We start from the raw sequence: 23,825 nt of genomic DNA, 5'->3' as shown, positions 1-23,825 counted from the left end.
TGACTTCGACGTTGAACCTTATTTCGGCTTGCCCCACGGGCCGGATCTGTCGCCGGCCGGCTCTTCGGCGGCTGCCGCGGTTCCCGGCTTGCGATCGGTGAGGAAGCCAAGGCCGCGCAGATAGATCAGCACTTCGGCCTCGAGCAGATCCTCCGGCGACATCGGCAGCTTGCGCCGCGCGGCATCGCCGCGGCCGAACAGCGAGGCGACGCCGTGCGACATCGACCAGATATGCAGCGCCATCATCATCGCCGGCGGGCGCGGTGTGCCGGGCGGCGCCAGCGCCGCGAGCCGCTCGGCGGCGGCGCGGATGATCGCGAACGCGCGTTCGCTTGCCGCCATCAAGGTCGGATTGGAATCGACCGGCAGGCCGGATTCGAACATCGCGGAGTAGAACGCGGGCTCCTCGCGCGCGAAGGCGAGATAGGCCTTGCCGACCCGCTCGAACGCCGAGACGGTGTCGGGGCGACCGTCGTCCCAGGCCTGCGTCAAGAGCGCCTCGAACTGCTCGAAGCCGCGCTGTGCGATGCTGGCGATCAGTTCGTCACGGTCGCGGAAGTGGCGGTAGGGCGCAGCGGGGCTGACGCCGGCCATGCGCGCGGCGTCGGCGAAGGTGAAGCCGGCCGGCCCCTTCTTCGAGATCAGGTCGAGGGCTGCCTGCAGCAACGCCTCTTTGAGATTGCCGTGATGATAGCCGCGCTCGGCGCGGCCTTGGTCCTTGCGCCAGCTCATGTGAACGGCTTTTACATGAGCCGGTGGTAAAGGTCACTAGCGGCCAGGCCGGCGGTTCATCAAGATTAACGGACCGGCTGGCCGAACGGCGTCGAGGACTGCCTCGCCAAGCCGTCAGGCGCATTGCGGGTCTAGGCGGGGACGTAGATCAACCTGAGCGTGTTCTCGCCCAGCCGATCGCTTGCCACGAGGCGGAGCGGCGCGCGTGGGCCGGCAAAGAACGGCTTGCCGCGACCAAGCACGATGGGCCGGAGGTAGATTCGATACTCGTCAATCAGGCCGAGCTCGGTCAGGTTCCCCGCCAGCTCCGGTCCGGCGACTTCGATCTCGCCGTCGAGCCGGGCCTTCAGCCCGCGCACCGCCGCCGCGAGGTCCCCCTCGACGAGCGTCGCGTTGGGTCCGACCAACTTCAGCGAGCGCGACACGACCCACTTTGGCCGGCTCCGCCACGCTGCCGCATAGTCGCGCTCCTCCGCATCCCAGTCAGGGAGGTCTTCGTCCCAATAGCGCATCACCTCGTACATGCGGCGGCCGTACAGCATGCCGGTCACGCCGCGCACCTGCTCGATGAAATGACGAAACAGCCCGGTGTCCGGCAGCATGGCCTGATGATCGACATAGCCGTCGAGCGACTGGTTCAATCCGAAGACGAGCTTCGCCATGGCGCGCGACCTCCACCCGGGGTTTCCAGATTTGCGTGGGCCGGCATGACCTGAGAGCGAGGTCGGGCGGATCAATGCACGCAGCTTGTCGGTAGATAGAACAAGCAGACGTTCGATCTACGAGAACGGAGCCCCCTCCCGCGGCAAGCGGGAGAGGTGCAGTGAGTTTGGGGCTCCAGCACCCCGGGCGCTATCGCCCCGGGATCGGCAGCACCGGCATGATCTCCACGGCCTCGCCGGGGAAGATCGAAAAGTGCGGGTGGTTCTCGAACAGCTTTGCCGCCGCCTCATGTGTGGGCGCGCGCACCACGGTGAAGCCGGTCATCAGATTGGCGATGTCGGCGGTGCCGCCGGCGCCGACATGCTTGGTCTTGCCGAGCGGCCCGCCCATCTCGACGATCACGTCGTGGTGCTTCTCGACCCAGGCGCCCCAGGCGGCCATGCCCTGCTGCTCCTTGGCACGCCGTTCGGCCTCCGGCAGCGCGTTCCAGGCTGCCATGCGCGAACCGGATTTGCCGCCGCCGAGATAGACCGCGAGGAAGGTGTCATTGCTCATCGTGCTTCTCCGTTGTGGTTTGACAATCAGTTGGGGACGCGATGCCGCTTTTGCGGCGGCATCGCGTTTCGTTTGAAATTCAGCGCAGCGCCTTGCCCCAGCCGCCCTGCGGATGTTCGAAGGTCGCGGCCGCCTGCTGCACTTCCTCGGAGAAATCCGCCATCTCCTGCACCTGGCGGATCTCGATCATCTCGTTGGCGGAGGCCGGGCACTGCTTCGCCCATGCGATCGCTTCGGCGCGCGAGGCGACCTCGATCATCCAGAAGCCTCCGATCACTTCCTTGGCCTCGGTGAACGGACCGTCGATCACCACCGGCAGGCCGGTGTCGAACTTGACGCGCGCGCCTGAGGCCGGCGGATGCAGGCCTTCCAGCGTGATCAGCACGCCGGCGTCCTTCAGCGCCTGATTGTATCGCATCATCGCGGCGACCCGTTCCGGGTCGAGCTCGAGCTTGGCCGGCGCGGACTCGTAGCCGAGCGGGATCATCAGCATCATGAAACGCATTGGTCGGACTTTCTTGCTAGTTGAATCACGTGGAGTTCTCATCCCCGTCATTTCAGGAATGCGCCGTCCGAATTCGAGTTTACCCGAATTCGGCGCTTGGTATTTGTCCAAGTCGGCAACAGCCGATTTGGACGCGCAAGCCTGGAATGACGAAGTCATTACTTCCTTCCGGCCTGCGCACGCAGGCGCTCTCCCTGCTCGCGCAACTCGGGCGTCAGCGCCTCGCCGAAATCCTCCGCGGCAAACACCTGGCGGATCTCGATCTCGGAGCCGCCGCCGAACGGCGCGCGCTTCATCCAGTCGATCGCTTCATCGAGCGACCTGGTCTCGATCAGCCAGAAGCCGCAGACCAGATCGCCGGTCGGGCTGAACGGTCCGTGGCTCACGGTGCTCTGCCCGCCGGCATATTTGACGCGCGCGCCCTTGTTGGTCGGATGCAGGCCCTCGCCGGCCTGCATCACGCCGGCCTTGACCATCTCCTCGTTGAACTTGCCCATCGCGGCGAGCAGCTCGGTGCTCGGCATCACGCCGGCCTCGGTATCCTTGTTCGCCTTCACTATCACCATGAACTTCATCGTCCTGCTCCGTTGTCTCTGAGCCGATCTCAGCACCGGCGCTCGATTGAACGACGATGCTGAGTCTGCGATTCCGACACGGCGTTTGAAATTATTCTCGAGGTCATTGACGCGCACTCCAGGCTAGTCATCGATCGCCTGATAGGCGAGCGTCCAGAAATCGGCGAACACCGCGGGCGGCTGCGGCGAATCCATCATGCGCTGGGTCAGCAGGATTCCGGTCATCGTTTCGCGCGGGTCGGAATACCAGGAGGTGCCATAGCCGCCGTCCCAGCCGTAGCGGCCCGGCACATGGCAGAGATCGTCGCGCGCGGTGAACACCGACAGCCCGAAGCCCCAGCCGCACGGACCGAGCAAGAACTCGGAGCCAAGTTTCTGTTCCGGCGTGATCTGGTTCGAAGTCATCAGCTCCACTGAGGGACGCGACAGAATGCGCTCGGTACCGAGCCGTCCGCCATTGAGCAACATCTGCGCGAAGGCGTTGAAATCATCCGCGGTCGACACCAGCCCGGCGCTGCCGTTCTCGAACACCGGCGGCGCCGCGAATTTGCCGGTCGCAGGTTGGTCGAACACTTTCAGCGTGCCGGTCGCAGGATCGCCGCCATAGCACGTCGCAAATCGCGACAACTTATGTTGCGGCACATGGAAAGCCGTATCGTTCATGCCGAGCGGCCCGAAGATCCGCTCTTCCAGGAAGCCGGCGAACGAGGTTCCTGCGACACGCGCGATCAGGACGCCGAGGATCTGGCTCCCCGCGTCGTAGAGCCAGCGTTCACCGGGCTGATAGGCCAGCGGCAGCGTGCCGTAGCGGCGCAGCAATTCGTCCGGCGGAAACGACGGAAACACCGGCCCGGGCGCAAAGCCGGCATCCGCGATCGCCATCTGGATCGGATAGCGCGCCGGAAACACCGGGATCATGCCGAGCCCGAGACGGAAGGTGAGAAGGTCGCGCAGCGTGATCGCGCGCTTGGCCGGCACCGTGTCGTGGATCTCGGATTCGATAGTGCGCAACACACGGCGATCGGCGAGCTCGGGCAGCCAGCGATCGATGGGATCATCGAGCTTGAGCCGGCATTCCTCGACCAGGATCATTGCGGCGACCGCCGTCACCGGCTTGGTCATCGAGGCGATGCGGAAGATGGTGTCGCGCTGCATCGGCGGCCCGTCCATCGCCATGCGGCCAAGCACATCTGCATGGATCTCGCCGCGGCGGCTGACCAGCGCCACGAGGCCTGGAACGTCGCCACCATCGACATGGCGTGCCAGCACTTCGCGCATGCGTCCAAGCCGTGCCTGCGACAGGCCGCTGCTTTCACTCGCAATGGACATTTTCCAGGTTTCCTTCGCAGAATTCGGGCTCGCCTGCGACGATCGCGCGAGCGATATCACCGGCGCTGCCTTATCGATCCTGCCTGACCAGTTCGCCGTCCTGATGCGACGGACCGAAATAGACGTCAATGCGCGACACCTTGTCGCCGTCGAACACGAAGAACTCGGTGTTGCGGAAGCTCTTGCCGTCGCGGGCGACGCAGCGATAGGTGACGTAGGCCTCAACGCCATCGACCATGATGCGCTCGATCTCGTGACGGCCGATCCAGCCAGAGTCGCGCCAGCACTCGGCGAAATAGCGCGGCTTGTCGATGTTCTCGCCATAGGGCGTCGAGAAGCGGAAATCCTCCGCGAACGCGGCCTCGACGCTCGCGCGGTCATTGGCGAGATAGGCGGCGAAGATCCCGCGGATGATCTCGGCCCTGTTGCCAGCTGCAGCCATGTCGTCTCCACACAGATGTCGCCCGGGCCCCTCGGCGCGACCGGCGCTCCAGAACCCGGGCTTCAGGGAGAAGACGAACGGGGCGGCGCGAAAACGACATCGCGCCGCATTTATTTTCGGGGTCCTGATCGGACCTCAGGTTCCCTTTTTCAGGTTTCCTTTTCAGTCTTCCTTGGGGAACATGCCGAAATAGGGCTCGGCTTCCTTGAGGACGCGCGCGAAGGACGGCCGCGCCATCAGCCGCTCGAGATAGGCCGCCAGATGCGGGTGGCCCTCCCCGATCGGCTCGACCTTGTTGCCGTAGAACAGCGCCGGCGCGGCGGCGCAGTCGGCCAGCGAAACCTGCTCACCCATCATCCAGCCGCCTTGCGCGAGCTGCTGGTCGAGGATCGCATAGGAGGTGCGGAGCTGCGCCCGCGCTTCGGCGACGCCACGCGGATCCTTGCTGTCCGCCGGACGCAGCCGGTCGCCGACGATCTTCTGCAACGGCAGATGGACGTAGAGATCGAGGAAGCGGTCGCGCAGCCGGGTCTGCAACGCAAGCTCCGGGTCGTCAGGAATCAACTCGACGGTGCCGGGATAGTGCCGGTCGAGATATTCGATAACGATGCTCGATTCAGGCACCGCCTCGCCGCGCGCCTCGTCGTGAAGGACAGGAAAGCGGCCGATCGGCGACAGCGCGAGCAGCGCCGCGCGCTCGGCGGGATCGCCGAGATTGACCATGTTCGGCGTGAACGGCGCGCCGTTCTCGTAAAGTGCGACCAGCGCCTTCCAGCAGAACGACGACAGCGGGTGGTAATGCAGTGTGAGCGACATTAGAACTCCATCGTGGAACCAGTACCCGGAGGACGAACCGGAAACCGCTCTGCCGACATCTCGCGCGGAAATTATTTTGCCCGTCGCCCGGCGCCGCGAGCGGGCATCGACGCGACTCGCATTCGTTGAGCACGCGAATCGCGGTACTGAATCGATCCGTGAAGCAGTCGGCAATATCAACGCTCGTAATAGGTCTATCAGCGTTGCTGAAGTGGACGCGTTGCGATCATCTGCATCAGACAAAAGTTGTCACCAATTTTCATCCGTAAGATTACGGTGAACATCGCATCCCGACTATGAATGATAGCGTGCAGATCAAAAAATTGCTTCGCAAACTGAGATAGATGCGCGCGCGCCGCGCTGCGTTATGCAGTCCGTGCCAGGCCGCAGGCTTTACCGATGCTAAACGGCTCGCTGCAACCTTTCCGTGAGTTGCGTCGATCCAATTTCCCATCCCGTTTCATTTGAAACTTCACGGAGCCCTGATGTTCAGTTTCAGCAACAAGGCAAACATCGACAATGCGCTGGCGCAAGCCGCAGCGATCGGCAAATCGCAGGCGGTGATCGAGTTCAAGCTCGACGGCACCATCGTCACCGCCAACGAAAACTTCCTGAACGCGATGGGCTACTCGCTCGACGAGATCAGGGGCAAGCACCACAGCATGTTCGTCGAGCCGGCGTATCGCGACAGCCACGACTATCGCGCGTTCTGGGCGAGCCTCAACCGCGGCGAATTCCAGGCCGCCCAGTACAAGCGCGTTGCCAAGGGCGGCCGCGAGGTCTGGATCCAGGCCTCCTACAATCCGATCACGGACAAGAACGGCAAGCCGGTCGGCGTCATCAAGTTCGCCACCGACATCACCGCGCAGAAGATCCACAGCATGGAAGACGCCGGCAAGATCGCCGCGATCGGCCGCGCGCAGGCGGTGATCGAGTTCAACATGGACGGCACCATCGTCAATGCCAACGAGAACTTCCTCGGCGCGATGGGTTACTCGCTCGCCGAGATTCAGGGCAAGCATCACAGCATGTTCATGCCGCCGGCCGACCGCGACAGCCCGGCCTATAGCGATTTCTGGGCACGGCTGAACCGCGGCGAGTTCGAGACCGGCGAGTTCAAGCGGGTCGCCAAGGGTGGCAAGGAGATCTGGATTCTCGCCAGCTACAACCCGATCCTCGACGACCGCGGCAAACCGTTCAAGGTCGTCAAGTTCGCAACCGACGTCACGCAGCAGAAGCTGAAGGCCGCCGACAATGACGGCCAGATCGACGCCATCGGCAAGTCGCAAGCCGTGATCGAGTTCAACATGGACGGCACGATTCGCACCGCGAACCCGAACTTCCTCGCCGCGATGGGCTATCTGCTCGCCGAGATTCAGGGCAAACATCACAGCATGTTCGTCGAGCCAGTCGAGGCGAGTTCGTCGGGCTACCGCGAGTTCTGGGGGGCGCTGAACCGCGGCGAGTTCCAGGCCGCCGAATACAGGCGCATCGCCAAGGGCGGCCGCGAGATCTGGATCCAGGCCTCCTACAACCCGATCCTCGATCTCAACGGCAAGCCCTACAAGGTGGTGAAATACGCCACCGACATCACCGCGCAGGCGATCGGCCGCAAGAAGGCCGACAGCGCGCGCGGCCTGATCGAGGCGGTTGCCGCCGGCAGCGAAGAGATGAGCGCTTCAATCCGCGAGATCTCGGAGACCATGACCAAGTCGAAGCAGAACGCCGCGGTCGCCAGCGGCCGCGTCGAGGCTGCCGACGGACAGGCGCAGAAGCTCAACGCCGCGGCTCAGGCGATGAGCGGCATCGTCGAGATGATCTCGAGCATCACCGGGCAGATCAACCTGCTCGCGCTCAACGCCACGATCGAATCGGCGCGTGCGGGCGAAGCCGGCCGCGGCTTCGCGGTGGTGGCCTCGGAGGTGAAGAGCCTCGCCAACCAGGCCAAGCAGGCGACCGACACGATCTCCTCGGAGATCGATGCGCTGAACTCGATCGCCGCCGAAGTGGTCACCTCGCTGTCCGAGATCAAGGCGGCGATCGCCGGCGTCAACGAATACATCACCTCCACCGCCGCCGCGGTCGAGGAGCAGAGCATCGTGACGCAGGACATGTCGACCAATATGCAGCGCGCCTCCGCCGAGCTCGCGGCTTAGGTTGCGGTGCGATGACTTTCTCCCCGTCACCCTGAGGTGCGAGCGGAGCGAGCCTCGAAGGGTGCGCGGCCCGGGCTGGGGGCCGTGCATCCTTCGAGACGCCGCTTCGCGGCTCCTCAGGATGACGGGGAGAGAATCACCGCGCGCGGCGCCGCCACGTCGGCGCGACAACTGGCTGATGGTCGTCCAGTCCGATCGCTGCAAAGCTTCCTTCTTCCCGCGGCCCCAACCCTTGATCTGGCGCTCCGCCGCGATGCCGTCCGTGTGATGCGATCGAAATGCTCCGACCAGACGAGCACAACTGGTCGCCGGGTGAATGTGTAGCCGGGATAAGCGCCGGCGTTGTGCTGATCGATCCGAGGCGCAAGATCATCGCCGGTGGCACTGCCGACATAGAACGAGTTGTCAGCACAGCGAAGCATGTAGACGTAGATGCCCATCGCGATGATCTCGTCATTGTCACATCTGCAGGATGAAGCAACCTACATCGTGGTCAAGAGCAGAATGGAATAGCCGTTCTCTCATGATCCACTCAAACTTGTCCCCGTCATCCTGATGAGGTGCGAGCTCAGCGGCGCGCTTACGGCGCTGGGCGAGCCTCGAAGGATGCACGGCCCGGCCGGTGGCCGTGCACCCTTCGAGGCTCGCTGCGCTCGCACCTCAGGGTGACGGGAAACAGGTCCGGTTGACATCACCGGACAAAGGTCGCAGACGGTCGGGACTTGCTGCCCGAACCGATGGACCATCCGATGAATTCCGCTTCCCCCAAAGTCGCACTCGTGACCGGCGCCGCGCGCGGCATCGGGCTCGCCGCAGCGAAACGCTTTCTCGCCAACGGCTGGCGCGTCGCGCTGCTCGACATCGAGGGTGAATTGCTGCGCGCCGCGGTCGCGGCATTGAAGCAGCCCGACACCACGCTGGCGCTGACCTGCGACGTATCGGATGCCGCCGGTGTAACCAAAGCGATCGCGGCGATCACGGACCGCTTCGGCCGGCTCGATGCGCTCGTCAACAACGCCGGCATCGCCGTGTTCACGCCGGTACTGGAGACTTCCGACGCCGACTGGAACCGGATCATGGCGGTCAACCTCACCGGCCCGTTCCTGTGCACCAAGGCGGCCGCGCCTGTGATGCGCGAGCATGGCGGCGGCGCGATCGTCAACATCACCTCGATCTCGGCGGTGCGCGCCTCGACGCTGCGCTCGGCCTACGGCACCAGCAAGGCCGGCCTCGCGCATCTCACCAAGCAGCTCGCGGTCGAGCTCGCCTCGCTCGGCATCCGCGTCAACGGCGTCGCGCCCGGGCCGGTCGAGACCGCGATGGCCAAGGCCGTGCACACGCCGGAGATCCGCGCCGACTACCACGACGCGATCCCGCTCAACCGCTATGGGCTGGAAGAGGAGCTGGCGGAAGCGATCTTCTTCCTGTGCTCGGATCGCGCCAGCTACATCACCGGCCAGATCCTCGCCGTCGACGGCGGCTTCGATGCCGCCGGCATCGGCCTGCCGACCCTGCGCGGCCAGCGGCGGAATGGGTGAGGCACTTTTGTAGAAGCAGCCTCGCTCTTTCACCGTCACCCTGAGGTGGCCGCTTCTTCAGCGGCCCTCGAAGGGTCGACGGCCCGGCTGGTGGCCGTGCATCCTTCGAGGCTCGCAAGAGCTCGCACCTCAGGATGACGGGGTTGGTAGCGGCGGCAGGTTCACTGCAACAACACGCCAGGCATTCTCAAGCCGGTCGATCCGGGTCAGCGACAGCGGATCGATCACGAAGCGCAGCGCGAGCTCCGGCGCGAGCTCGAGCGCGATTGCGAGGATCGCGCGGATGGTGCCGGAGTGCACGACCAGCACGACGTCGCCGGCCGGCAGGCGCGCCAGCCCTGCCCGCGCCCGCGCGATCTGATCGGCAAAACTTTCGCCGCCGGGCGGCCGGTTGGTCCCCGGCGATTGCCAGAATGCGCGATAGGCCGCCGCACCGAGTTCGGCCTCGATCTCGCTGTGGCGCCGGCCGGTCCAGTCGCCAAAATCCTGCTCGCGAAAGGCGTCGTCTTCCGTTGCCGCAAGGCCCAGTTTTGCTGCGGTCTCACTTGTGCGCCGCGCCGGACTGCAGACCGCGACAGCGTCAACCGGCAGCATCGCCTGCAACGCTGCAAAGGCCGCGACATCGCCGAGGTCCGCGGGCGCATCCGGCGCATGGATCACGCCGCGCGGACCGTCGACCGGCGCGTGGCGGATCAGCCAGAGATGCGTTTCGCGGTTCATCGCTGCAGGAGCCCTTCCATTCTGACCAGTTGATACCTGATTTATCGGGCAAGGCGGAAATGCGTTAGCGTGCCCGGCACGAGCTGGTCCCCCTCCATTATCACGAGACCTCAAGCCCGCTATCATCCGGCCATTTTTTGGACAAGACTGACGGGAGTGCTGGGGGCTGATCGACCCTAACGGATAACCGAGTCGGCACGCTTGGGTGACATTGGATGGAAAGGGAAGCGCCAGTGAACTCCACCCCCACCCCGAACCCAGTCGAATCGAACGATGGCTTGGCCACGCGCGCCGACGAAAGACTCGCAGAAACCCACAAGCAGATCACGCGCGCCAATGAAGAGCTCGCGCGCTTGAGTGAACAGCTTGCAAGAATGGAGCGCGATGCCGCGTCCCCAGCTCCGGCGCAACCTGCCCCGCCTTCGGTCGGACCCAACCCTGCCGCTTCCGAGCCTGGCCCTACCTCTTCCGGACCTCGCTCGCGATCGCCGCGCCGAATGCCGGGGTTCCTTGCTCTCGCCGGCTTGTCGCTGGCAGCATGTATCGTTGTTGCTGCACTGGCTTTGCAATCGTCGTATGGTAGAGGAGCCAAGCAGGTTGTCGCCCGTTGGGTGCCTCAGCTCGCTTCAACTCCATCATTGCCCCCGGATAATCCGCCGCTTGCGGCGCAGCCCGCTGCACCCACCGTTCAGGTCGCAGCGGCAGACGCTGCTCCACCCCAAGCGACGCCCCCGGTTCAGATCGCACCGCCGCAGGACGCCGCGCCGGCAGCCAATACAGCTCTTCCCGACCAGGCGCAGCTGCTGCAAACGATCGCCCGCAACCTCGAAAATGTGGAGCGAAGTATCGAGCAGCTCAAGGCGGACCAGCAACAGATGGCCCGCGCGAGCTCCAAAGCCATTGAGGAACTCAAGGCGAGCCAGGAAGAAATGAAACGGACGCTAGCGAAGGTCTCCGAGCCGAAGCCGTTACCGCTTCCGACGCCGCCGACTCCTGGCGTGCGCAAGCCCGAGCGGACGTCTCAGCCCCCGTATGCAAGAGCGCGGCCTCCAATCCCCAGGGAGTGGCTCTACGACGAATGGTGATGGTCGATGCAATGCTCATCGATGTCTTGTCCCGCAACAACGCCTCGATCTGCGCGGCTTCCAGTTCTGGCCCATAGCTGAATTTCGCGCCGGCTGTTGCGTGGGGTCGCATCATCTTCACGCGAACCGGTATCCGCTTCGCTCGAAAAGTTCTAACTGAAGCGCGCTGCGAGCAACACCAGGATCGCGGTCTCCGCAACCTGCTCTGCCCCGCCAAGCACGTCGCCGGTCTGGCCGCCGATCTGCCGCGTTGCCAGCAGCGCCATGATCAACGCGCTCGCGCCGGCCGCGATCGCCGCCAGCAGCGCGCTGCCGAAGGGCAGAGCGAGGAGTGCGATCACCAGCGCGATGCCGGCTGCGACCACTGCAATCGTGCCATCGACCCGGCCGGCATTGGCAGCGAGCCCATCCTTGCGCGCGTAGGGCAGGCTGATCGCGATCCACGGCAACACGCCGCGGCCGAGCGCATGCGCGGCGATCAGGCACTGCACCACCATGCCGTTGGGAAGTGCCGCCAGCGCCGCAAGCCTGGTGGCAAAGCTCACCACCAGCGCCAGCGCGCCATAGGTGCCGAGCCGGCTGTCGCGCATGATCTCGAGCTTGGCCGCTGGATCGCGGCCGCCGCCGAACCCGTCGGCGAGATCGGCGAGCCCGTCCTCATGCAGTGCGCCGGTCAACAGCGCGCCGGCGCCGAGCGCCAGCGCCGCCGCGGCGAGGTCCGGCACGCCGATCGTCCGCAGCAGCAGACAGAACAGGCCGATCGCGGCCCCGATGCCGGCCCCGACCAGGGGGAACAGCCGCTGCGCCCGGGCAAAGCCCTCCGGCCGCGCCCCGTCCGGATGCGGCATCGGCAGCCGGGTCAGAAAGGCGATGGCGGTCCTGAGATCGTCGAGCCATTGATTCATGGTGGAGGCCTGAAAATTGAACTAAAGCGCGATGAGATCGGGCTGAATCTCATCGCGCTTTAGCTTCTTGTTTGAGCATGATCTTGTCGGAAAACCGCTTCACACTTTTCCGGATCATGCTTTAGTTTGCGGCCCGCTCGACGAGGGAATCGCATGCAGTTCAGTACTCTAGACGACATCCGCAGCTTTTGTCGCGACCTGCCCGAAGGCGACGCGGCGAGCGCCGCGGCGGCTACCCTGCGCCAGCAGAACCTGACCAAGCCGCCGGGCAGCCTCGGCCGGCTGGAAGAGGTCGCGATCTGGCTCGCGCGCTGGCAGCGGCGCGAGATCCCCCGGCTCGACCAGGTCACGATCGCCGTGTTCGCCGGCAATCACGGCATCGCCGAGCGCGGCGTCTCTGCCTTTCCCTCTGAAGTCACCGCGCAGATGGTGGCGAATTTCGCCGCGGGGGGCGCCGCGATCAACCAGATCGCCAGGCTTGCCGGGGCCGAGCTGCGCGTCGAGCCGCTCGAGCTCGCACGTCCGACCCGCGATTTCACGATGGCGACGGCGATGGACGGCGCCGATTTCCTCGTCGCCTTCGACACCGGCTGGCGCACGGTGCCGGAGCGATGCGATTTGCTCGTCGTCGGCGAGATGGGCATCGCCAACACCACGGTCGCCGCCACGCTGTGCGCGGCATTGATGGGCGGGCGCGGCGCGCGCTGGGCCGGCCGCGGCACCGGCGTCGATGATGCCGGCCTGCTGCGCAAGCGCACCGTGATCGATACCGCGCTGAAGCTGCATCGCAGCCTGCTCGACGATCCGCTCGCAGTCGCCGTCGCGCTCGGCGGCCGCGAGCTCGCGGCCATCGCGGGCGCCGTGCTGGCAGCGCGGGCACGATCCATCCCGGTGCTGCTCGACGGCTTCGTCGCGACATCGGCGGTGCTGCCGCTGGCGCGGCTTGCGCCTGATAGCCTCGCGCATTGCCGCGCCGGGCATGTCTCGGCCGAGCTCGGCCATCGCCAGCTGCTGCGCGAACTGCAGCTCGCGCCCCTGCTCGATCTCGAGATGCGGCTCGGCGAAGCCTCCGGCGCAGGGGTTGCGATCCTGCTGCTGCGCGCGGCGCTCGCCTGTCATGGCGGCATGGCGACCTTTGCCGAGGCCGGCGTCTCCGGCGCGGGCTAAAGCTGCAGGTTAGCCGAACCAATCCCCAAAAAGCCGGTGCATACCGCCCGCATGGGCCGCAATCTTCGCGTGCGCAGCATGACCTCTGCGCGCCGCAGGCCTAACGTCTGCGCCGGTGGGACGCCATTCGGCGCCTCAGCCATGCTGAACCAGATACCGGGGAGAAATCGCGTCATGTCGGGAGTCCTCATCAATCTGATCATTCAAGTCATCAGCGGAGCCGTCGGCGGCAATGTCGCCGCCGGAGCGGCCAAGAACATCGATCTCGGCACGCTCGGAAACACCATCGCAGGCGCCATCGGCGGCGGCGCGGGCGGACAGCTTCTGGGTATGCTGATTCCGCTGCTCGCCAATTCCGGCGCGACGCCTGACATCGGCAGCATCATCGGACAGGTCGCCGGCGGCGGCGTCGCCGGCGCAGTGCTCACGGCGATCGTGGGCGCGCTCAAGAACCGGGCAGCCTGAGCCCGCCTGTCATCGCGAATGGGGCATCGGTCTTGACGATGCCCCATTCGGGCGCGAGTCTTGCGGCTTCGGATGCGGCGGGACCTCGACCGCATCGTCGGCAGGGATTGCGCTGATGAAAATGTTTGTCGCGGCGGCAGCCCTCTGCGCAACGATTGGCTGCGCGCAGGCCGACGTCCGCATCCTCGCCAGCCCCGGCGGGCAGGTCGGCCCGTTTATCGAACTGTTCGACAAGGTGCGCGAGTCAGGTGAGCGCGTGGTGATCGACGGGCCGTGCCTGTCGGCCTGCACGCTGGTGCTCTCGATGGTGCCGGGCGACCGCATCTGCGTGACGCGGCGCGCCGTGCTCGGCTTCCACGCCGCGCGTTCGATCGACCGGCGCGGCCGAACCTATGCGGAGCCGGAAGCATCCGAGGCGGTGCTGGAGGCCTATCCGGCGCCGGTGCGCGGCTGGATCGTGCGCCGCGGCGGCCTGACCTCACGCCTGCTGCTGCTGCGCGGCCGCGAGCTCGCGGCGATCTATCCGCGGTGCAGGTGAGAATTGCAGCTTGTAATGTGGGCAAAGGCACGTCGACGCCATGCCCACGCTGCGATCCCAAACCCGTCATCGCTGAGGTGCGAGCCTTGCGGCGCAATTGCGCCGCTGGGCGAGCCTCGAACGATGCACGGCCCGGATGGCTCAGCCCGCAGTCGCAACAGCCGGGCCGTCGATCCTTCGAGGACCGCTGAAAAAGCGGCCACCTCAGGATGACGGTCCCGACCGGGCGTGCGGCCTACATCTGCTGCGGGCAGTTCACCATCCAGGGGATGCCGAACTGATCGACGCACATGCCGAAGCCGTTGGAGAAGAAGGTCTTGCCGAACGGCATGGTGACCGTGCCGCCTTCGGACAGCGCCTTGAAGCGGCTCTCGGCCTCCCTGGGATCCTCGACCTGCAGCGAGACGTGAAACCCCTGCGGCTTCTGGAAGTGGCCGGGCGGGGCGTCGGAGGCCATGATGATCTCGCCGTCGATCGAGACCCTGGCGTGCATGATCTTGTCCTTCCAGCCGGGCGGCGTCTGCATCTCCGGATTGCCCTCGCCGTAAGGATAGGTTTCCTCGATCCGCGCACCGAGAACCTTCTGGTAGAAGTTCAGCGCGGCGCCGCAATTGCCGTCGTAGGAGAGATAGGGGTTGACCTGCATCACATGCTCCCTGGGCTAGATTCTCGTTTTGACGCGTTTTCTTCACGCGAACCGGAAACCACTTCGCTCGAAAACGCTCGCTATTTTTCAGTCAGCTTCTTCAGATTGGCGAGACCGGCCTCGAAATCCTTGCCGATCATATGATCCAGGTTCATGAACACCTGCATCACCTTCGACATGAAGACGGCCGGACCATACATGGTCCATGTGACGCTGGTCGCATCTCCCTGCGGCAGCATTGTGAACTCGGCGGTGTTGTGGCCCTCGAACGGCTTGAGGAAGTCGAGCTTGATGACGATCTTCGACGGCGCGGACGACTGCAATATCTCCATGCGGCCGGTGCCGACATTCTTGTTGCCGTCCCAGGCATAGACCGCCCCCTGTCCGCGCCCGGCGCCGTCATAGCTGCGCTTCATGGCCGGATCCCGGTTCTCGTAGGGCGACCAGACCGTCCACTGCCGGAAATCGTCGATCAATGGAAATATCCGTTCCGCCGGCGCATTGATGCTGGTCGCACGCGTGACGCGGAATGTGCTCGGCTTGGTCGCCGCGAGGACGAGGATGACGGCGATCGCGACCGCGAGAATGACAGCGATGATGGCAATGGTCTCGAACATGATGGTCTCCAGGTAGATGAATGAAGAGGATAGCTCAGCGGCGGAACGGAAGCAGCGCGCGCAGATTGCCGTCGCGCAGATAGAGCCCGCCCCACACCATCAGGCCGAGATAGAGCCCGAACAGCGTGTGGCTGAACAGCGGGCTGCCGATCCGCACATGGGACGCGATCGCGCCGCCGAGATAGCCGGTGAGCAGGATGGCGCCGAGGATCGAGGTCGGGGGCACCGAGTACAGCAGCGTGCAGACGATGGTGATGATGCCGAGGCTGCGCGCCAGCGTGTCGCTCGCACCAAAGCCCATCTTGTCCATGGTCTCGGTGACGACAGGCAATGGCAACAGCTTGATCGCGCCATCGAACAGCAGGAAAAGGATAACCACGCCGCTCATGACGCGGCCGGTGATGCGGGCGGGCTTTGAGACTTCGGTGTCGACGATCGTCGGCATGGCGGGCTCCGTAACGCTTGGTGATGCTCTGCCTTCATGACGAACGACGGGGAACGGGGCCGACAAGGACGGTGAAGATTTTTTGAGATTCGTCATGGCCAGGCTCGTCCCGGCCATCCACGTCTTCCTTCTTCGCGGCATCCAAAGACGCGGATGCCCGGCACAAGGCCGGGCATGACGAGCAGCAATGTTGGGGGACTACTTCGCCTTCACATTGCGCGGCTGGCTGTCGCGCATCAGCCGGTCGATATGCATGCGGATATGGGCGGCTTCGGCGGTGGTGTTGGCGAGCGCGATGGCGCGGTCGAAGGTGACGCGGGCCTCCTCGTTGCGGCCGAGCTGCATCAGGAAGGCGCCGCGCACGCCGAAATAATGGAAGTAATTGGAGAGCCGCGGCGCTAAGGGCTCGATCATCTCGAGCGCGGCTTCAGGCCCCTTCACCTTGGAGACCGCAACAGCCCGGTTGAGCGTGATCACCGGCGATGGCTGCATGATCTCGAGCGCGCCATAGAGCAGGTCGATCTGGGTCCAGTCGGTATCCTCGGGCTTTTCCGCGCGGGCGTGGAGTGCGGCGATCGCGGCCTGCACCTGATAGGGCCCGCTGCGGCGATGGCGCATCGCCTTGTCGATCAGCGCGAGGCCTTCGGCGATCAGCTTCTGGTTCCACAGGCTGCGGTCCTGGTCGTCGAGCAGGATGACCTGGCCGTCGGCGTCGAACCGCGCGGCGGCGCGGGCGTGCTGCAACAGCAACAGCGCGGTCAACCCCATGATCTCCGGCTCGCTCTGGAACAGCCGCAGCAGCAGGCGGGCCAGCCGGATCGCCTCCTCGCACAGCGGCGAGCGGATTTGAGCGGTATCGCCGCTCGCCGAATAGCCCTCGTTGAAGATCAAATAGATCATCGCGGCGACCGAGACGAGCCGCTCGCTGCGCTCGACCGCGCCCGGTGTCTCGAACGGCACATTGGCGTCGGCGACGCGCGTCTTGGCCCGCGTGATGCGCTGCTCCATCGCGGCTTCCGAGACCAGGAAGGCGCGCGCGATCTGCTTCACCGACAGGCCGGAAACGATGCGCAGCGCGAGCGCGATCTGCTGGGTCGCCGGCAGATCCTTGTGACAGCAGATGAACAAGAGCCGCAGGATGTCGTCGCGGTAATGCGAGCCGTCGAGCCGCTCGGCGAGCTCTTCCTCGGCATCGCCGAGGTCGGAGATCGCCTGGTCGTCGTCGGGCAACGCCTCCTGCTTCTTGCTGCGCCTGATGTCGTCGATCGCGACATTGCGGCCGACCATGATCAGCCACGCCGCGGGATCGCGCGGCGGGCCGTTCTGCGGCCAGCTCTTCAGCGCCCGCAGGCAGGCGTTCTGGAAAGCTTCCTCGGCGGTATCGAGATTGCGGAAGTAGCGCAGCAGTGCGCCAACCGCCTGGGGACGCGCCGACGTCAGCGCGGCATCGATCCAGGCGGTGTCGGTCATGCTCACGCCTTTGCGCTCCCCGGAGTGAAATAGCCGACCGGGCGGATCTCATAGGTGCCGCCGGGATTGGCCTCGCCGAGGTCGCGCGCGATGTCGAGCACCTCGTCGAGGTTCTTGCCCTCGACCAGATAGAAGCCGAGCAGCTGTTCCTTGGTTTCGGCGAACGGACCGTCGAGCACCAGCGGCGGGTTTTCCTTGCGCAGCGTGGTCGCCGCGGTGGTCGGCAGCAGCCGCGCCACCGGGCCGAGCCGGCCCTGCTTGGCGAGCTTGTCCTGCACGACCGACAATTTCTGCATGACCGAGGCGTCGTGTTCCTTGCTCCAGGAACCGACCATGTCTTCGTCATGATAGCAGAGGATGGCGTACAGCATCGAAAAGGCATCTCCGTTCATTGCAAGAACGAACGATTATGCCCGCTGCCGACAGGAGGAGCGAAAGAAATTTAAGTTCCGGATATCGGCGATGGATTTGGCCGACGTTCATGGCGCGCCGCGACTGACTACGTCTTGGGCCACGGCGATGGCGCGTCATGCCGTCACCACGACGTTCATGGTGCGACTACCAGTAGACGCCGTAGCGGGCGGCGATCCGGCGCGCCTTGGCTTCTTCGCTCTCCCGGCGGTTGGCGTGGCTCCTGTTCGTTGGCCGGGAGGCTTGCTGCCTCGAAGGCTCCGCCGGCTGCGCCTGCGACGGGGCCGGCTGGGTCTCGGCCTGCGCCGGCGCAACGGCCGGTTGCGCCTGCGCGGGTGCATCGGCGTTTGCGAGCACGAGGCCGCGGCTCTGGCCGGCGTGAGCGGTGGCGGCGGTGGCTGCGATGAAAGCCGCGATCAGGATCAGCTTGCGCATGGAAGTTCTCCCCGGTTGATGGCAGGAGACTAGGGAGCGGGCCAGGCTCGCTCTGTGATACATATCACATTGAAATTGGAGGTATCCGGATGGGTAAGGGCGCACTGGCGCTGCTGATCAATGGCGGCTCGGAAAACTGGTCGTCGGCGCGCTGGAAGGCGCGGTTTGACACGGTCTGCCCGGACCGCCGCGTGGTGCTGCTGCCGGATGGCGCGCTCGATCCCGCCGAGGTGCACTATGCCGCGGTGTGGAAGCCGAAGCCGGGCGAGCTCGCCGCGTTCGGGAACCTGCGCGTCATCTTCAACCTCGGCGCCGGCGTCGACGCGCTGATGGCCGACCGCTCGCTGCCCGACGTGCCGTTGGTACGGGTCGCTGTCGGCGATCTCACCGATCGCATGACCGAATATGTCGTGCTGCATGTGTTGATGCATCACCGCCAGGAGCTTTATCTGCGGGAGTCGCAACGATTGAGGCGCTGGGCGCCGAAATATCAGTGGGCGGCCGGCGCGATCACCGTCGGCATCATGGGGCTCGGCACGCTCGGCGCGGCCTCGGCACACGCGCTTCGCGCGCTCGGCTTCCGCGTCGTCGGCTGGAGCCGCAGCGAGAAGCGGATCGACGGCATCGCCTGCCACCACGGCACCGAGGGGCTGGAGGCGTTCCTGCGCGAGACCAACATCCTGGTCTGCCTGCTGCCGCTGACGCCGGATACCCGCCACGTGCTGAACCGCGACGTGTTCGCGAAGCTCAATCGTAGCAGCCCGCTCGGCGCGCCCGTCATCATCAATGCCGGCCGCGGCGGCTTGCAGAACGAGGAAGACATCCTGCGCGCGCTCGACGACGGCACGCTGGGCGCGGCCTCGCTCGACGTCTTCGAGACCGAGCCGCTGCCGCAAGACAGCCCGTTCTGGAGCCACCCGAAGGTGGTGCTGACCCCACACAACGCCGCCGACACCGACGCCGACGAGATCTCGAAATACGTCGCGCAGCAGATCGCGCGCTTCGAGCAAGGCGGCGCGCTCGAAAATCTCGTCGATCGCAAGCGGGGGTACTAAATTCGGTGTCGTCCCGGCGAAGGCCGGGACCCATACTCCGCGGCCCCTCACCAGGGCACGCGCGGGGAACCATCCTGCACAACAACGATGTCCTGTGGTTATGGGTCCCGGCTCCGTGCGCAAGCGCGCACTCGGCCGGGACGACAAGTGGAGAGGCCGCAGCCTCAGCCCATCTCGGCAACAATCTCCGCGAGCCGGTCGTAGGCGGGCTCGACGCCCTTGTCGATGCCGGAATTGAGATGACCGTCACGCGCCTCCTTGGTGGGATGGCGGATGGTGGTGGTCAGCGTGGTCGTTCCGCCTTCCTCGACGAAGGTCGAGATGACGAGATATTCGTCGCTGGTGAAGCCGGGCATCGAGAAGGTTTCGCCGAACGCCAGCCGCTCCGGGCGCACCACTTCGCGATAGGTGCCGGTGAGGATGTGCTCGACGCCGTCGGACGACCGGAACACGAACCGATAGGCGCCGCCGACGCGCAGGTCGATCTCGCACACCGGCATTGCGAGTTGCTCGCAGCCGAGCCAACGCACGACGTATTCGGGCTTCGTCATGGCGTCGAACACGAACCGCCGCGGCGCGTCGAACTGGCGCGTCATGGCGAACTCGAAATCCGACGGGGTGGTGATCCTCAGCGTCTTATCCACGCGTGCGTCCACGTTGCTTCTCCTTCTTTACTCTGACTTTACGGGTGGTGTGCGGCGGGGCCTTTGCGGCCTCCTCCGCCTTCATCTCCTCGAGCAGGCCGTCGAGGCGATTGAAGCTCTCGTCCCAGAAGCGGCGGAAATTCCCGAGCCAGCCATCGACCTGCTTGAACGAAGCAGGCGCGATGCGGCACGGCCGCCACTGCGCCTCGCGCCCGCGCGAGATCAACCCGGCATGCTCCAGCACCTTCAGGTGCTTGGAGATCGCCGGCAGGCTCATGTCGAACGGCTTTGCCAGTTCCATCACCGAGGTCTCACCGAGCGCGAGCCGCGCCAGGATCGCGCGCCGGGTCGGATCGGCCAGCGCCGCGAAGGTCGAAGTGAGGGGGTCGAGCGGCATGCACTTAGCTCATCGGTTAAATAACCTATGGGTTAAATACGACCGAACGGCGGTCGCGTCAACGGCCAATTTGGCCGCTGACGCGGGCGTGAACCGTTCAGGATGTCGTGCGCGCGAAGGTGACGTGCGTGGCGTTCGGGCTCGCGACATGCGAGACGACGGCATAGCCGAGCGCGGGCAGATCAATGCCAGCGAACAGATTCTCGCCGGCCCCGAGCAGCACCGGCGACAGCGCCAGTTGCACCTCGTCGAGCAGGCGTGCCTGAAGGAATTGGCGCACCAGCGACACGCCGCCGCCGACCCGGATGTCCTTGTCCCCCGCAACGGCGCGCGCCCGCTCGAGCGCGGCGTGAATGCCGTCGGTCACGAAATGAAACGTGGTGCCGCCTTCCATTTCGATGTCAGGCCGCGCGTGATGGGTCAGCACGAACACCGGCGTGTGATACGGCGGATTGGCGCCCCACCAGCCCTTCCAGGCATGATCCGGCCACGGCCCGCGGATCGGGCCGAACATGTTGCGGCCCAGAATCCAGGCACCGATATTTTCCATCGCTTTGCGCGCGATCTCGTCATCGAGCCCGGTGCTGCCGCCGTCCTGGCCGAAGGTCTGGCGGAACGTCCGCGTCTGGAGGAACCAGCCGGGCAGCGCCATGCCACCTTCGCCGAATGGATTTTCGAGGCTCTGCCGTGGCGCGGCGCCAAATCCGTCGATCGAGACCGAGAACGCCGAAGTCCTGACTTTTCCCATGATATTCCACTTCCGTAGGTTGAGGGACCTTACGGAAGACGGGCGGGAAAAACAGCGCCCGACATTTGCTGCCGAAGAAATTTCGTCGCCTCTATTTGGCCGCGCACAGCACGTCGAGGGCGCCCTTCACGATCGCCTCGAGCTCCTTGCGCGGCACGCGGGCGCGGGCACGGATCGCGATGGTGTGGATGGTGGCTGAGGCAAGATGCGCCAGTGCCGCCGGATCGGCGCCCTCAGGCAGTTCGCCGCGCTCCTTGGCATGGCGGAAGCAGATGCCGAACGCCTTGTCGAGCTCGGTCAGCCCCTCCACCACCATGGTGCGGATACCAGGATCCGACACCGCCTCGGACGCTGCGGTCATCACGGTGAAGCAGCCGCGCGGGCCGGACTCGCCGGAGATATAGATGTCGAGCGCGATCCGATAGATGCGCTCGAGCCGCTCGCGCAGCGGCGCGTCGGCGCGGAAGATGTCGGCCATCGCCGCGCGCGCGTCGTCGCGATAGCGCTGGTAGCTCTTGATGTAGAGCTCGCGCTTGTCGCCGAACGCGCCATAGAGGCTCGGCCGGTTCATGCCGGTCGCAGCACTCAGATCGTCGAGCGAGGTCGCGGCAAAGCCGTCACGGCGGAACAGATCGAGCGCCTTGCCGAGCGCGACCTCGGGCTCATAGGCGCGCGGCCGCCCGCGCCGCTTCGGTGCGACAGGCGCCTCGATTTTGGCAGCAGATGGCGGCCTCTTATTTTTTTGTACCATTTCGCATCAAATTCCTTGACCGCACCAATATTATCCAAGACAGTACAAAAATCAACAACGGCCGGGACACCCGCGCCAGACCGCCCCAAGGAGACACCATGGACCTTTATTTCTCGCCGCTCGCCTGCTCGATGGCGACCCGCGTCGCGCTCTATGAAGCGGGCCAGCCGGCCAACTATCTCGAGGTCGACCCGAAGACCAAGCAGGTCCGCAGCGACGGCACCGACTTCAACAAGGTCAACCCGCTTGGCCTCGTGCCGACGCTGCGCACCGACGATGGCGTGGTGCTGACCGAGAATGCGGCGATCCTGCAATATGTCGCCGACCAGTTCCCGCGCGCCGGCATCGGCACCGCGTCGAACGCCGAGCGGTCAAAGCTGCATCAATGGCTGTGCTTCATCGGCACCGAGCTGCACAAGGGCCTGTTCCTGCCGCTGCTCGACAAGAAGGCGCCGCCGGAAGCCAAGTCCTACGCGCTGGAGAAATACGTGTCGCGGCTCGACTATGTCGAGGATCACCTGAAAGGCCGCGAGTATTTGCTCGATCATTTCAGCGTCGCCGACGCCTACCTCGTCACGGTCATCAACTGGACCATGGCAACCCCGCCGATCGAGCTCGCGAAATGGCCGGCGCTGAAGGCGTATTACGAGCGGCTGAGGACACGGCCGTCGGTCGCGAAAGCAGTCGCGGAGGAGTTCGAGCTCTACAAGGCCGAGATCGCGCGCCACAAGGCAGCGGCGTAAGGACACTGCGCCCCCTCTCCCCCGTTCTTCACGGGGAGAGAGTTGGGGTGAGGGGCTGCTTCCGCATGCGCTGCCTGCTGTTACGTCAGCAGCCTCGGCAAATCGAAAGCTTCCGCTTATCGAGCTCCCCGGCTGCAGGCTTCCCCTTCCCGCCGAGAGGGGACGGCATCTCAAGAAACACCGGCATGAAGTATTTCCATTCATCGTAATATTCGGCCGGCAAGGAATATGGCTGGCAGAGCGTGATCGCTTGCAGCGCGCTCTTGCGATAGGCCTGGGAGTAGTCTGACACGGCCGGACTGTTCTGCGACGACACCGACGGTTGCTCCGCCAGCGAGCCCTCGCGCGTCAGCTTAATCTCGAGAACCAACTTTATGTTCGCTGCCTCGTCCCCAACGGGGGCAGGTTTACGCCAACACTTGGCGACTTGAGTCCGAAACAGCGCCCCCCATTTTGCGGAATGGTCTGCGCTGCTCCGCGCAGCCGCGGGCTGGACAAGATTGAGAGCAGTCGCAAGGAGGAAGCCTGCGAGCGCAAAGGCGGCAGAACGTTCAATTGGCATGTAGTGGATCCGGCGGACGCGGTGAGGTTGCAATCGCCGACCAGCATAAACCAACCCTCATCGACACGCGCAAACGTTTTCGATGAGTCCCCACAACGACCCGTAGCCCGGATGGAGCGCAGCGCAATCCGGGATCGATCTCGCAACAGGAGAGACTGCCCGGATTTCGCGGAGCCTGTCATCGGGCGCGCGTTCGCGCGACCCGTTGGCCTCATCCGGCCTACGAAGAGCGGATCAGAACGGCTCCTGCCCCAGGCCCGGCACGTCGGCCGGACGCGGGCCCGGCGCGGGCCAGTGGAAACGGCGGTCCTTCTCTGCGATCGCGATGTCGTTGATCGAGGCCTCACGCCGGCGCATCAGGCCGTGCTCGTCGAACTCCCATTGCTCGTTGCCGTAGGAGCGAAACCAGTTGCCGCCGGCGTCGTGCCATTCATACTGGAAGCGCACCGCGATGCGGTTGCCGTCGAACGCCCAGAGATCCTTGATCAGGCGATACTCCCGCTCCTTTTCCCATTTGCGGGTCAGGAAGGCCACGATCGCCTCGCGGCCTTGAAACACCTCTGCGCGATTGCGCCAACGGCTGTCCTCGGTATAGGCGCCGGCAACCCGAACCGGGTCGCGCGAATTCCAGGCGTCTTCCGCCATGCGCGCCTTCTGCGCGGCGGTCTCGCGGGTAAAGGGCGGCAGCGGCGGGCGTGACATCGGCGATC

At 65.2% G+C, this 23,825-nt stretch carries 30 protein-coding genes and 1 pseudogene; 8 read left to right on the top strand and 23 right to left on the bottom strand.

All coding sequences use genetic code 11. The features are described 5' to 3' along the window. Positions 1 to 18 precede the first annotated feature (18 nt). From AAFG13_RS31890 to AAFG13_RS31855, 8 genes are all read right to left on the bottom strand, one after another. On the bottom strand, positions 19 to 732 hold the full coding sequence (locus AAFG13_RS31890; RefSeq protein WP_342709254.1) for a TetR/AcrR family transcriptional regulator: 714 nt from the start codon (positions 730 to 732) through the stop codon (positions 19 to 21). 131 nt (positions 733 to 863) lie between these two features. Then, positions 864 to 1,394 (bottom strand): dihydrofolate reductase family protein, encoded by a 531-nt coding sequence (locus AAFG13_RS31885; RefSeq protein WP_342709253.1) that lies wholly within the window; start codon positions 1,392 to 1,394, stop codon positions 864 to 866. 190 nt (positions 1,395 to 1,584) lie between these two features. Beyond that, positions 1,585 to 1,950: a YciI family protein gene (locus AAFG13_RS31880; protein WP_212313933.1), complete on the bottom strand. Its 366-nt coding sequence runs from the start codon at positions 1,948 to 1,950 to the stop codon at positions 1,585 to 1,587. 79 nt (positions 1,951 to 2,029) lie between these two features. Continuing rightward, positions 2,030 to 2,455, bottom strand: a complete 426-nt coding sequence (locus AAFG13_RS31875; protein ID WP_207833036.1) for a YciI family protein — start codon at positions 2,453 to 2,455, stop codon at positions 2,030 to 2,032. Between the two features lie 158 nt (positions 2,456 to 2,613). Continuing rightward, positions 2,614 to 3,030, bottom strand: coding sequence for a YciI family protein (locus tag AAFG13_RS31870; RefSeq protein ID WP_212313935.1), 417 nt, complete (start codon positions 3,028 to 3,030; stop codon positions 2,614 to 2,616). Between the two features lie 123 nt (positions 3,031 to 3,153). Further along, positions 3,154 to 4,359 (bottom strand): serine hydrolase domain-containing protein, encoded by a 1,206-nt coding sequence (locus AAFG13_RS31865; RefSeq protein WP_212313937.1) that lies wholly within the window; start codon positions 4,357 to 4,359, stop codon positions 3,154 to 3,156. Between the two features lie 70 nt (positions 4,360 to 4,429). After that, entirely contained in the window at positions 4,430 to 4,801 is a 372-nt protein-coding gene (locus tag AAFG13_RS31860; protein WP_212313939.1) for a nuclear transport factor 2 family protein, read from the bottom strand. A 162-nt stretch (positions 4,802 to 4,963) separates the two neighbouring features. Beyond that, positions 4,964 to 5,617, bottom strand: a complete 654-nt coding sequence (locus tag AAFG13_RS31855) for a glutathione S-transferase family protein (protein WP_342709252.1) — start codon at positions 5,615 to 5,617, stop codon at positions 4,964 to 4,966. Positions 5,618 to 6,102: 485 nt separating this feature from the next. Between AAFG13_RS31855 and AAFG13_RS31850 the strand changes: the two genes are divergently transcribed. Beyond that, positions 6,103 to 7,773, top strand: a complete 1,671-nt coding sequence (locus AAFG13_RS31850) for a PAS domain-containing methyl-accepting chemotaxis protein (protein WP_342709251.1) — start codon at positions 6,103 to 6,105, stop codon at positions 7,771 to 7,773. A gap of 156 nt (positions 7,774 to 7,929) precedes the next feature. Here the strand turns inward: AAFG13_RS31850 and AAFG13_RS31845 are convergent. Further along, positions 7,930 to 8,213 (bottom strand): annotated as a pseudogene (locus AAFG13_RS31845) (GIY-YIG nuclease family protein); the annotation flags it as partial. A 309-nt stretch (positions 8,214 to 8,522) separates the two neighbouring features. On the opposite strand from AAFG13_RS31845, the gene AAFG13_RS31840 reads away from it, so the two are divergent. Further along, on the top strand, positions 8,523 to 9,311 hold the full coding sequence (locus AAFG13_RS31840; RefSeq protein WP_212313944.1) for an SDR family oxidoreductase: 789 nt from the start codon (positions 8,523 to 8,525) through the stop codon (positions 9,309 to 9,311). 129 nt (positions 9,312 to 9,440) lie between these two features. Here AAFG13_RS31840 and AAFG13_RS31835 read toward each other — a convergent pair whose 3' ends face one another. Continuing rightward, on the bottom strand, positions 9,441 to 10,031 hold the full coding sequence (locus AAFG13_RS31835) for a histidine phosphatase family protein (protein ID WP_342709250.1): 591 nt from the start codon (positions 10,029 to 10,031) through the stop codon (positions 9,441 to 9,443). A 215-nt stretch (positions 10,032 to 10,246) separates the two neighbouring features. Between AAFG13_RS31835 and AAFG13_RS31830 the strand changes: the two genes are divergently transcribed. Further along, entirely contained in the window at positions 10,247 to 11,116 is an 870-nt protein-coding gene (locus AAFG13_RS31830; protein WP_342709249.1) for a hypothetical protein, read from the top strand. A gap of 152 nt (positions 11,117 to 11,268) precedes the next feature. On the opposite strand, the gene cobS is transcribed toward AAFG13_RS31830, so the two are convergent. After that, positions 11,269 to 12,021 (bottom strand): adenosylcobinamide-GDP ribazoletransferase, encoded by a 753-nt coding sequence (cobS, locus tag AAFG13_RS31825; protein ID WP_342709248.1) that lies wholly within the window; start codon positions 12,019 to 12,021, stop codon positions 11,269 to 11,271. A 153-nt stretch (positions 12,022 to 12,174) separates the two neighbouring features. On the opposite strand from cobS, the gene cobT reads away from it, so the two are divergent. The 3 genes from cobT (at position 12,175) to AAFG13_RS31810 (ending at position 14,191) form a co-directional block, all read left to right on the top strand. Further along, positions 12,175 to 13,188: a nicotinate-nucleotide--dimethylbenzimidazole phosphoribosyltransferase gene (gene cobT, locus AAFG13_RS31820; protein ID WP_212313953.1), complete on the top strand. Its 1,014-nt coding sequence runs from the start codon at positions 12,175 to 12,177 to the stop codon at positions 13,186 to 13,188. A 174-nt stretch (positions 13,189 to 13,362) separates the two neighbouring features. Further along, positions 13,363 to 13,653 carry a hypothetical protein gene (locus tag AAFG13_RS31815; protein WP_016842535.1) on the top strand — a complete coding sequence of 97 codons (291 nt, stop codon included), beginning with the start codon at positions 13,363 to 13,365 and terminating at the stop codon, positions 13,651 to 13,653. 115 nt (positions 13,654 to 13,768) lie between these two features. Then, positions 13,769 to 14,191: a hypothetical protein gene (locus tag AAFG13_RS31810; protein ID WP_212313956.1), complete on the top strand. Its 423-nt coding sequence runs from the start codon at positions 13,769 to 13,771 to the stop codon at positions 14,189 to 14,191. Positions 14,192 to 14,426: 235 nt separating this feature from the next. Here the strand turns inward: AAFG13_RS31810 and AAFG13_RS31805 are convergent, their stop codons facing one another. The 6 genes from AAFG13_RS31805 to AAFG13_RS31780 all read right to left on the bottom strand — a co-directional run bounded on the left by AAFG13_RS31805 (position 14,427) and on the right by AAFG13_RS31780 (position 18,215). Then, positions 14,427 to 14,837, bottom strand: coding sequence for a VOC family protein (locus tag AAFG13_RS31805; protein WP_212313958.1), 411 nt, complete (start codon positions 14,835 to 14,837; stop codon positions 14,427 to 14,429). An 80-nt stretch (positions 14,838 to 14,917) separates the two neighbouring features. Then, on the bottom strand, positions 14,918 to 15,454 hold the full coding sequence (locus AAFG13_RS31800) for an SRPBCC family protein (RefSeq protein ID WP_342709247.1): 537 nt from the start codon (positions 15,452 to 15,454) through the stop codon (positions 14,918 to 14,920). Positions 15,455 to 15,488: 34 nt separating this feature from the next. Next, the gene (locus AAFG13_RS31795) at positions 15,489 to 15,899 is read right to left on the bottom strand and encodes a DoxX family protein (RefSeq protein ID WP_176533584.1); all 411 of its coding nucleotides are present in this window, start codon (positions 15,897 to 15,899) and stop codon (positions 15,489 to 15,491) included. A gap of 198 nt (positions 15,900 to 16,097) precedes the next feature. Next, entirely contained in the window at positions 16,098 to 17,375 is a 1,278-nt protein-coding gene (locus AAFG13_RS31790) for an RNA polymerase sigma factor (RefSeq protein ID WP_173638761.1), read from the bottom strand. Next, positions 17,372 to 17,740: a YciI family protein gene (locus AAFG13_RS31785; protein ID WP_092126677.1), complete on the bottom strand. Its 369-nt coding sequence runs from the start codon at positions 17,738 to 17,740 to the stop codon at positions 17,372 to 17,374. Before AAFG13_RS31785 ends, AAFG13_RS31790 begins: the two co-directional genes overlap by 4 nt. Positions 17,741 to 17,927: 187 nt before the next feature. Then, positions 17,928 to 18,215, bottom strand: coding sequence for a hypothetical protein (locus AAFG13_RS31780; protein ID WP_212313965.1), 288 nt, complete (start codon positions 18,213 to 18,215; stop codon positions 17,928 to 17,930). An 89-nt stretch (positions 18,216 to 18,304) separates the two neighbouring features. Between AAFG13_RS31780 and AAFG13_RS31775 the strand changes: the two genes are divergently transcribed. Continuing rightward, positions 18,305 to 19,270, top strand: a complete 966-nt coding sequence (locus AAFG13_RS31775) for a glyoxylate/hydroxypyruvate reductase A (protein ID WP_342709246.1) — start codon at positions 18,305 to 18,307, stop codon at positions 19,268 to 19,270. A gap of 164 nt (positions 19,271 to 19,434) precedes the next feature. Here AAFG13_RS31775 and AAFG13_RS31770 read toward each other — a convergent pair whose 3' ends face one another. The 4 genes from AAFG13_RS31770 to AAFG13_RS31755 form a co-directional block, all read right to left on the bottom strand. Beyond that, positions 19,435 to 19,914: an SRPBCC domain-containing protein gene (locus AAFG13_RS31770; RefSeq protein ID WP_342709245.1), complete on the bottom strand. Its 480-nt coding sequence runs from the start codon at positions 19,912 to 19,914 to the stop codon at positions 19,435 to 19,437. Next, on the bottom strand, positions 19,907 to 20,311 hold the full coding sequence (locus AAFG13_RS31765; RefSeq protein ID WP_223966800.1) for a metalloregulator ArsR/SmtB family transcription factor: 405 nt from the start codon (positions 20,309 to 20,311) through the stop codon (positions 19,907 to 19,909). Before AAFG13_RS31765 ends, AAFG13_RS31770 begins: the two co-directional genes overlap by 8 nt. A gap of 97 nt (positions 20,312 to 20,408) precedes the next feature. Beyond that, positions 20,409 to 21,059, bottom strand: coding sequence for a dihydrofolate reductase family protein (locus tag AAFG13_RS31760; protein WP_342709244.1), 651 nt, complete (start codon positions 21,057 to 21,059; stop codon positions 20,409 to 20,411). 91 nt (positions 21,060 to 21,150) lie between these two features. Then, the gene (locus AAFG13_RS31755; RefSeq protein WP_342709243.1) at positions 21,151 to 21,810 is read right to left on the bottom strand and encodes a TetR/AcrR family transcriptional regulator; all 660 of its coding nucleotides are present in this window, start codon (positions 21,808 to 21,810) and stop codon (positions 21,151 to 21,153) included. Positions 21,811 to 21,908: 98 nt separating this feature from the next. On the opposite strand from AAFG13_RS31755, the gene AAFG13_RS31750 reads away from it, so the two are divergent. Continuing rightward, positions 21,909 to 22,553: a glutathione binding-like protein gene (locus AAFG13_RS31750; RefSeq protein WP_342709242.1), complete on the top strand. Its 645-nt coding sequence runs from the start codon at positions 21,909 to 21,911 to the stop codon at positions 22,551 to 22,553. Between the two features lie 85 nt (positions 22,554 to 22,638). Here AAFG13_RS31750 and AAFG13_RS31745 read toward each other — a convergent pair whose 3' ends face one another. Together AAFG13_RS31745 and AAFG13_RS31740 are read right to left on the bottom strand one after the other, a co-directional pair. Next, positions 22,639 to 23,115 (bottom strand): hypothetical protein, encoded by a 477-nt coding sequence (locus AAFG13_RS31745; RefSeq protein WP_342709241.1) that lies wholly within the window; start codon positions 23,113 to 23,115, stop codon positions 22,639 to 22,641. A gap of 234 nt (positions 23,116 to 23,349) precedes the next feature. Further along, positions 23,350 to 23,817 (bottom strand): nuclear transport factor 2 family protein, encoded by a 468-nt coding sequence (locus AAFG13_RS31740; protein ID WP_097676708.1) that lies wholly within the window; start codon positions 23,815 to 23,817, stop codon positions 23,350 to 23,352. Positions 23,818 to 23,825: the final 8 nt, after the last annotated feature.

Source organism: Bradyrhizobium sp. B124 (genome assembly GCF_038967635.1).
Classification (GTDB): domain Bacteria; phylum Pseudomonadota; class Alphaproteobacteria; order Rhizobiales; family Xanthobacteraceae; genus Bradyrhizobium.
Note: the sequence above shows the minus strand (reverse complement) of the source record. Positions and strands in the feature narration are given on the sequence as shown.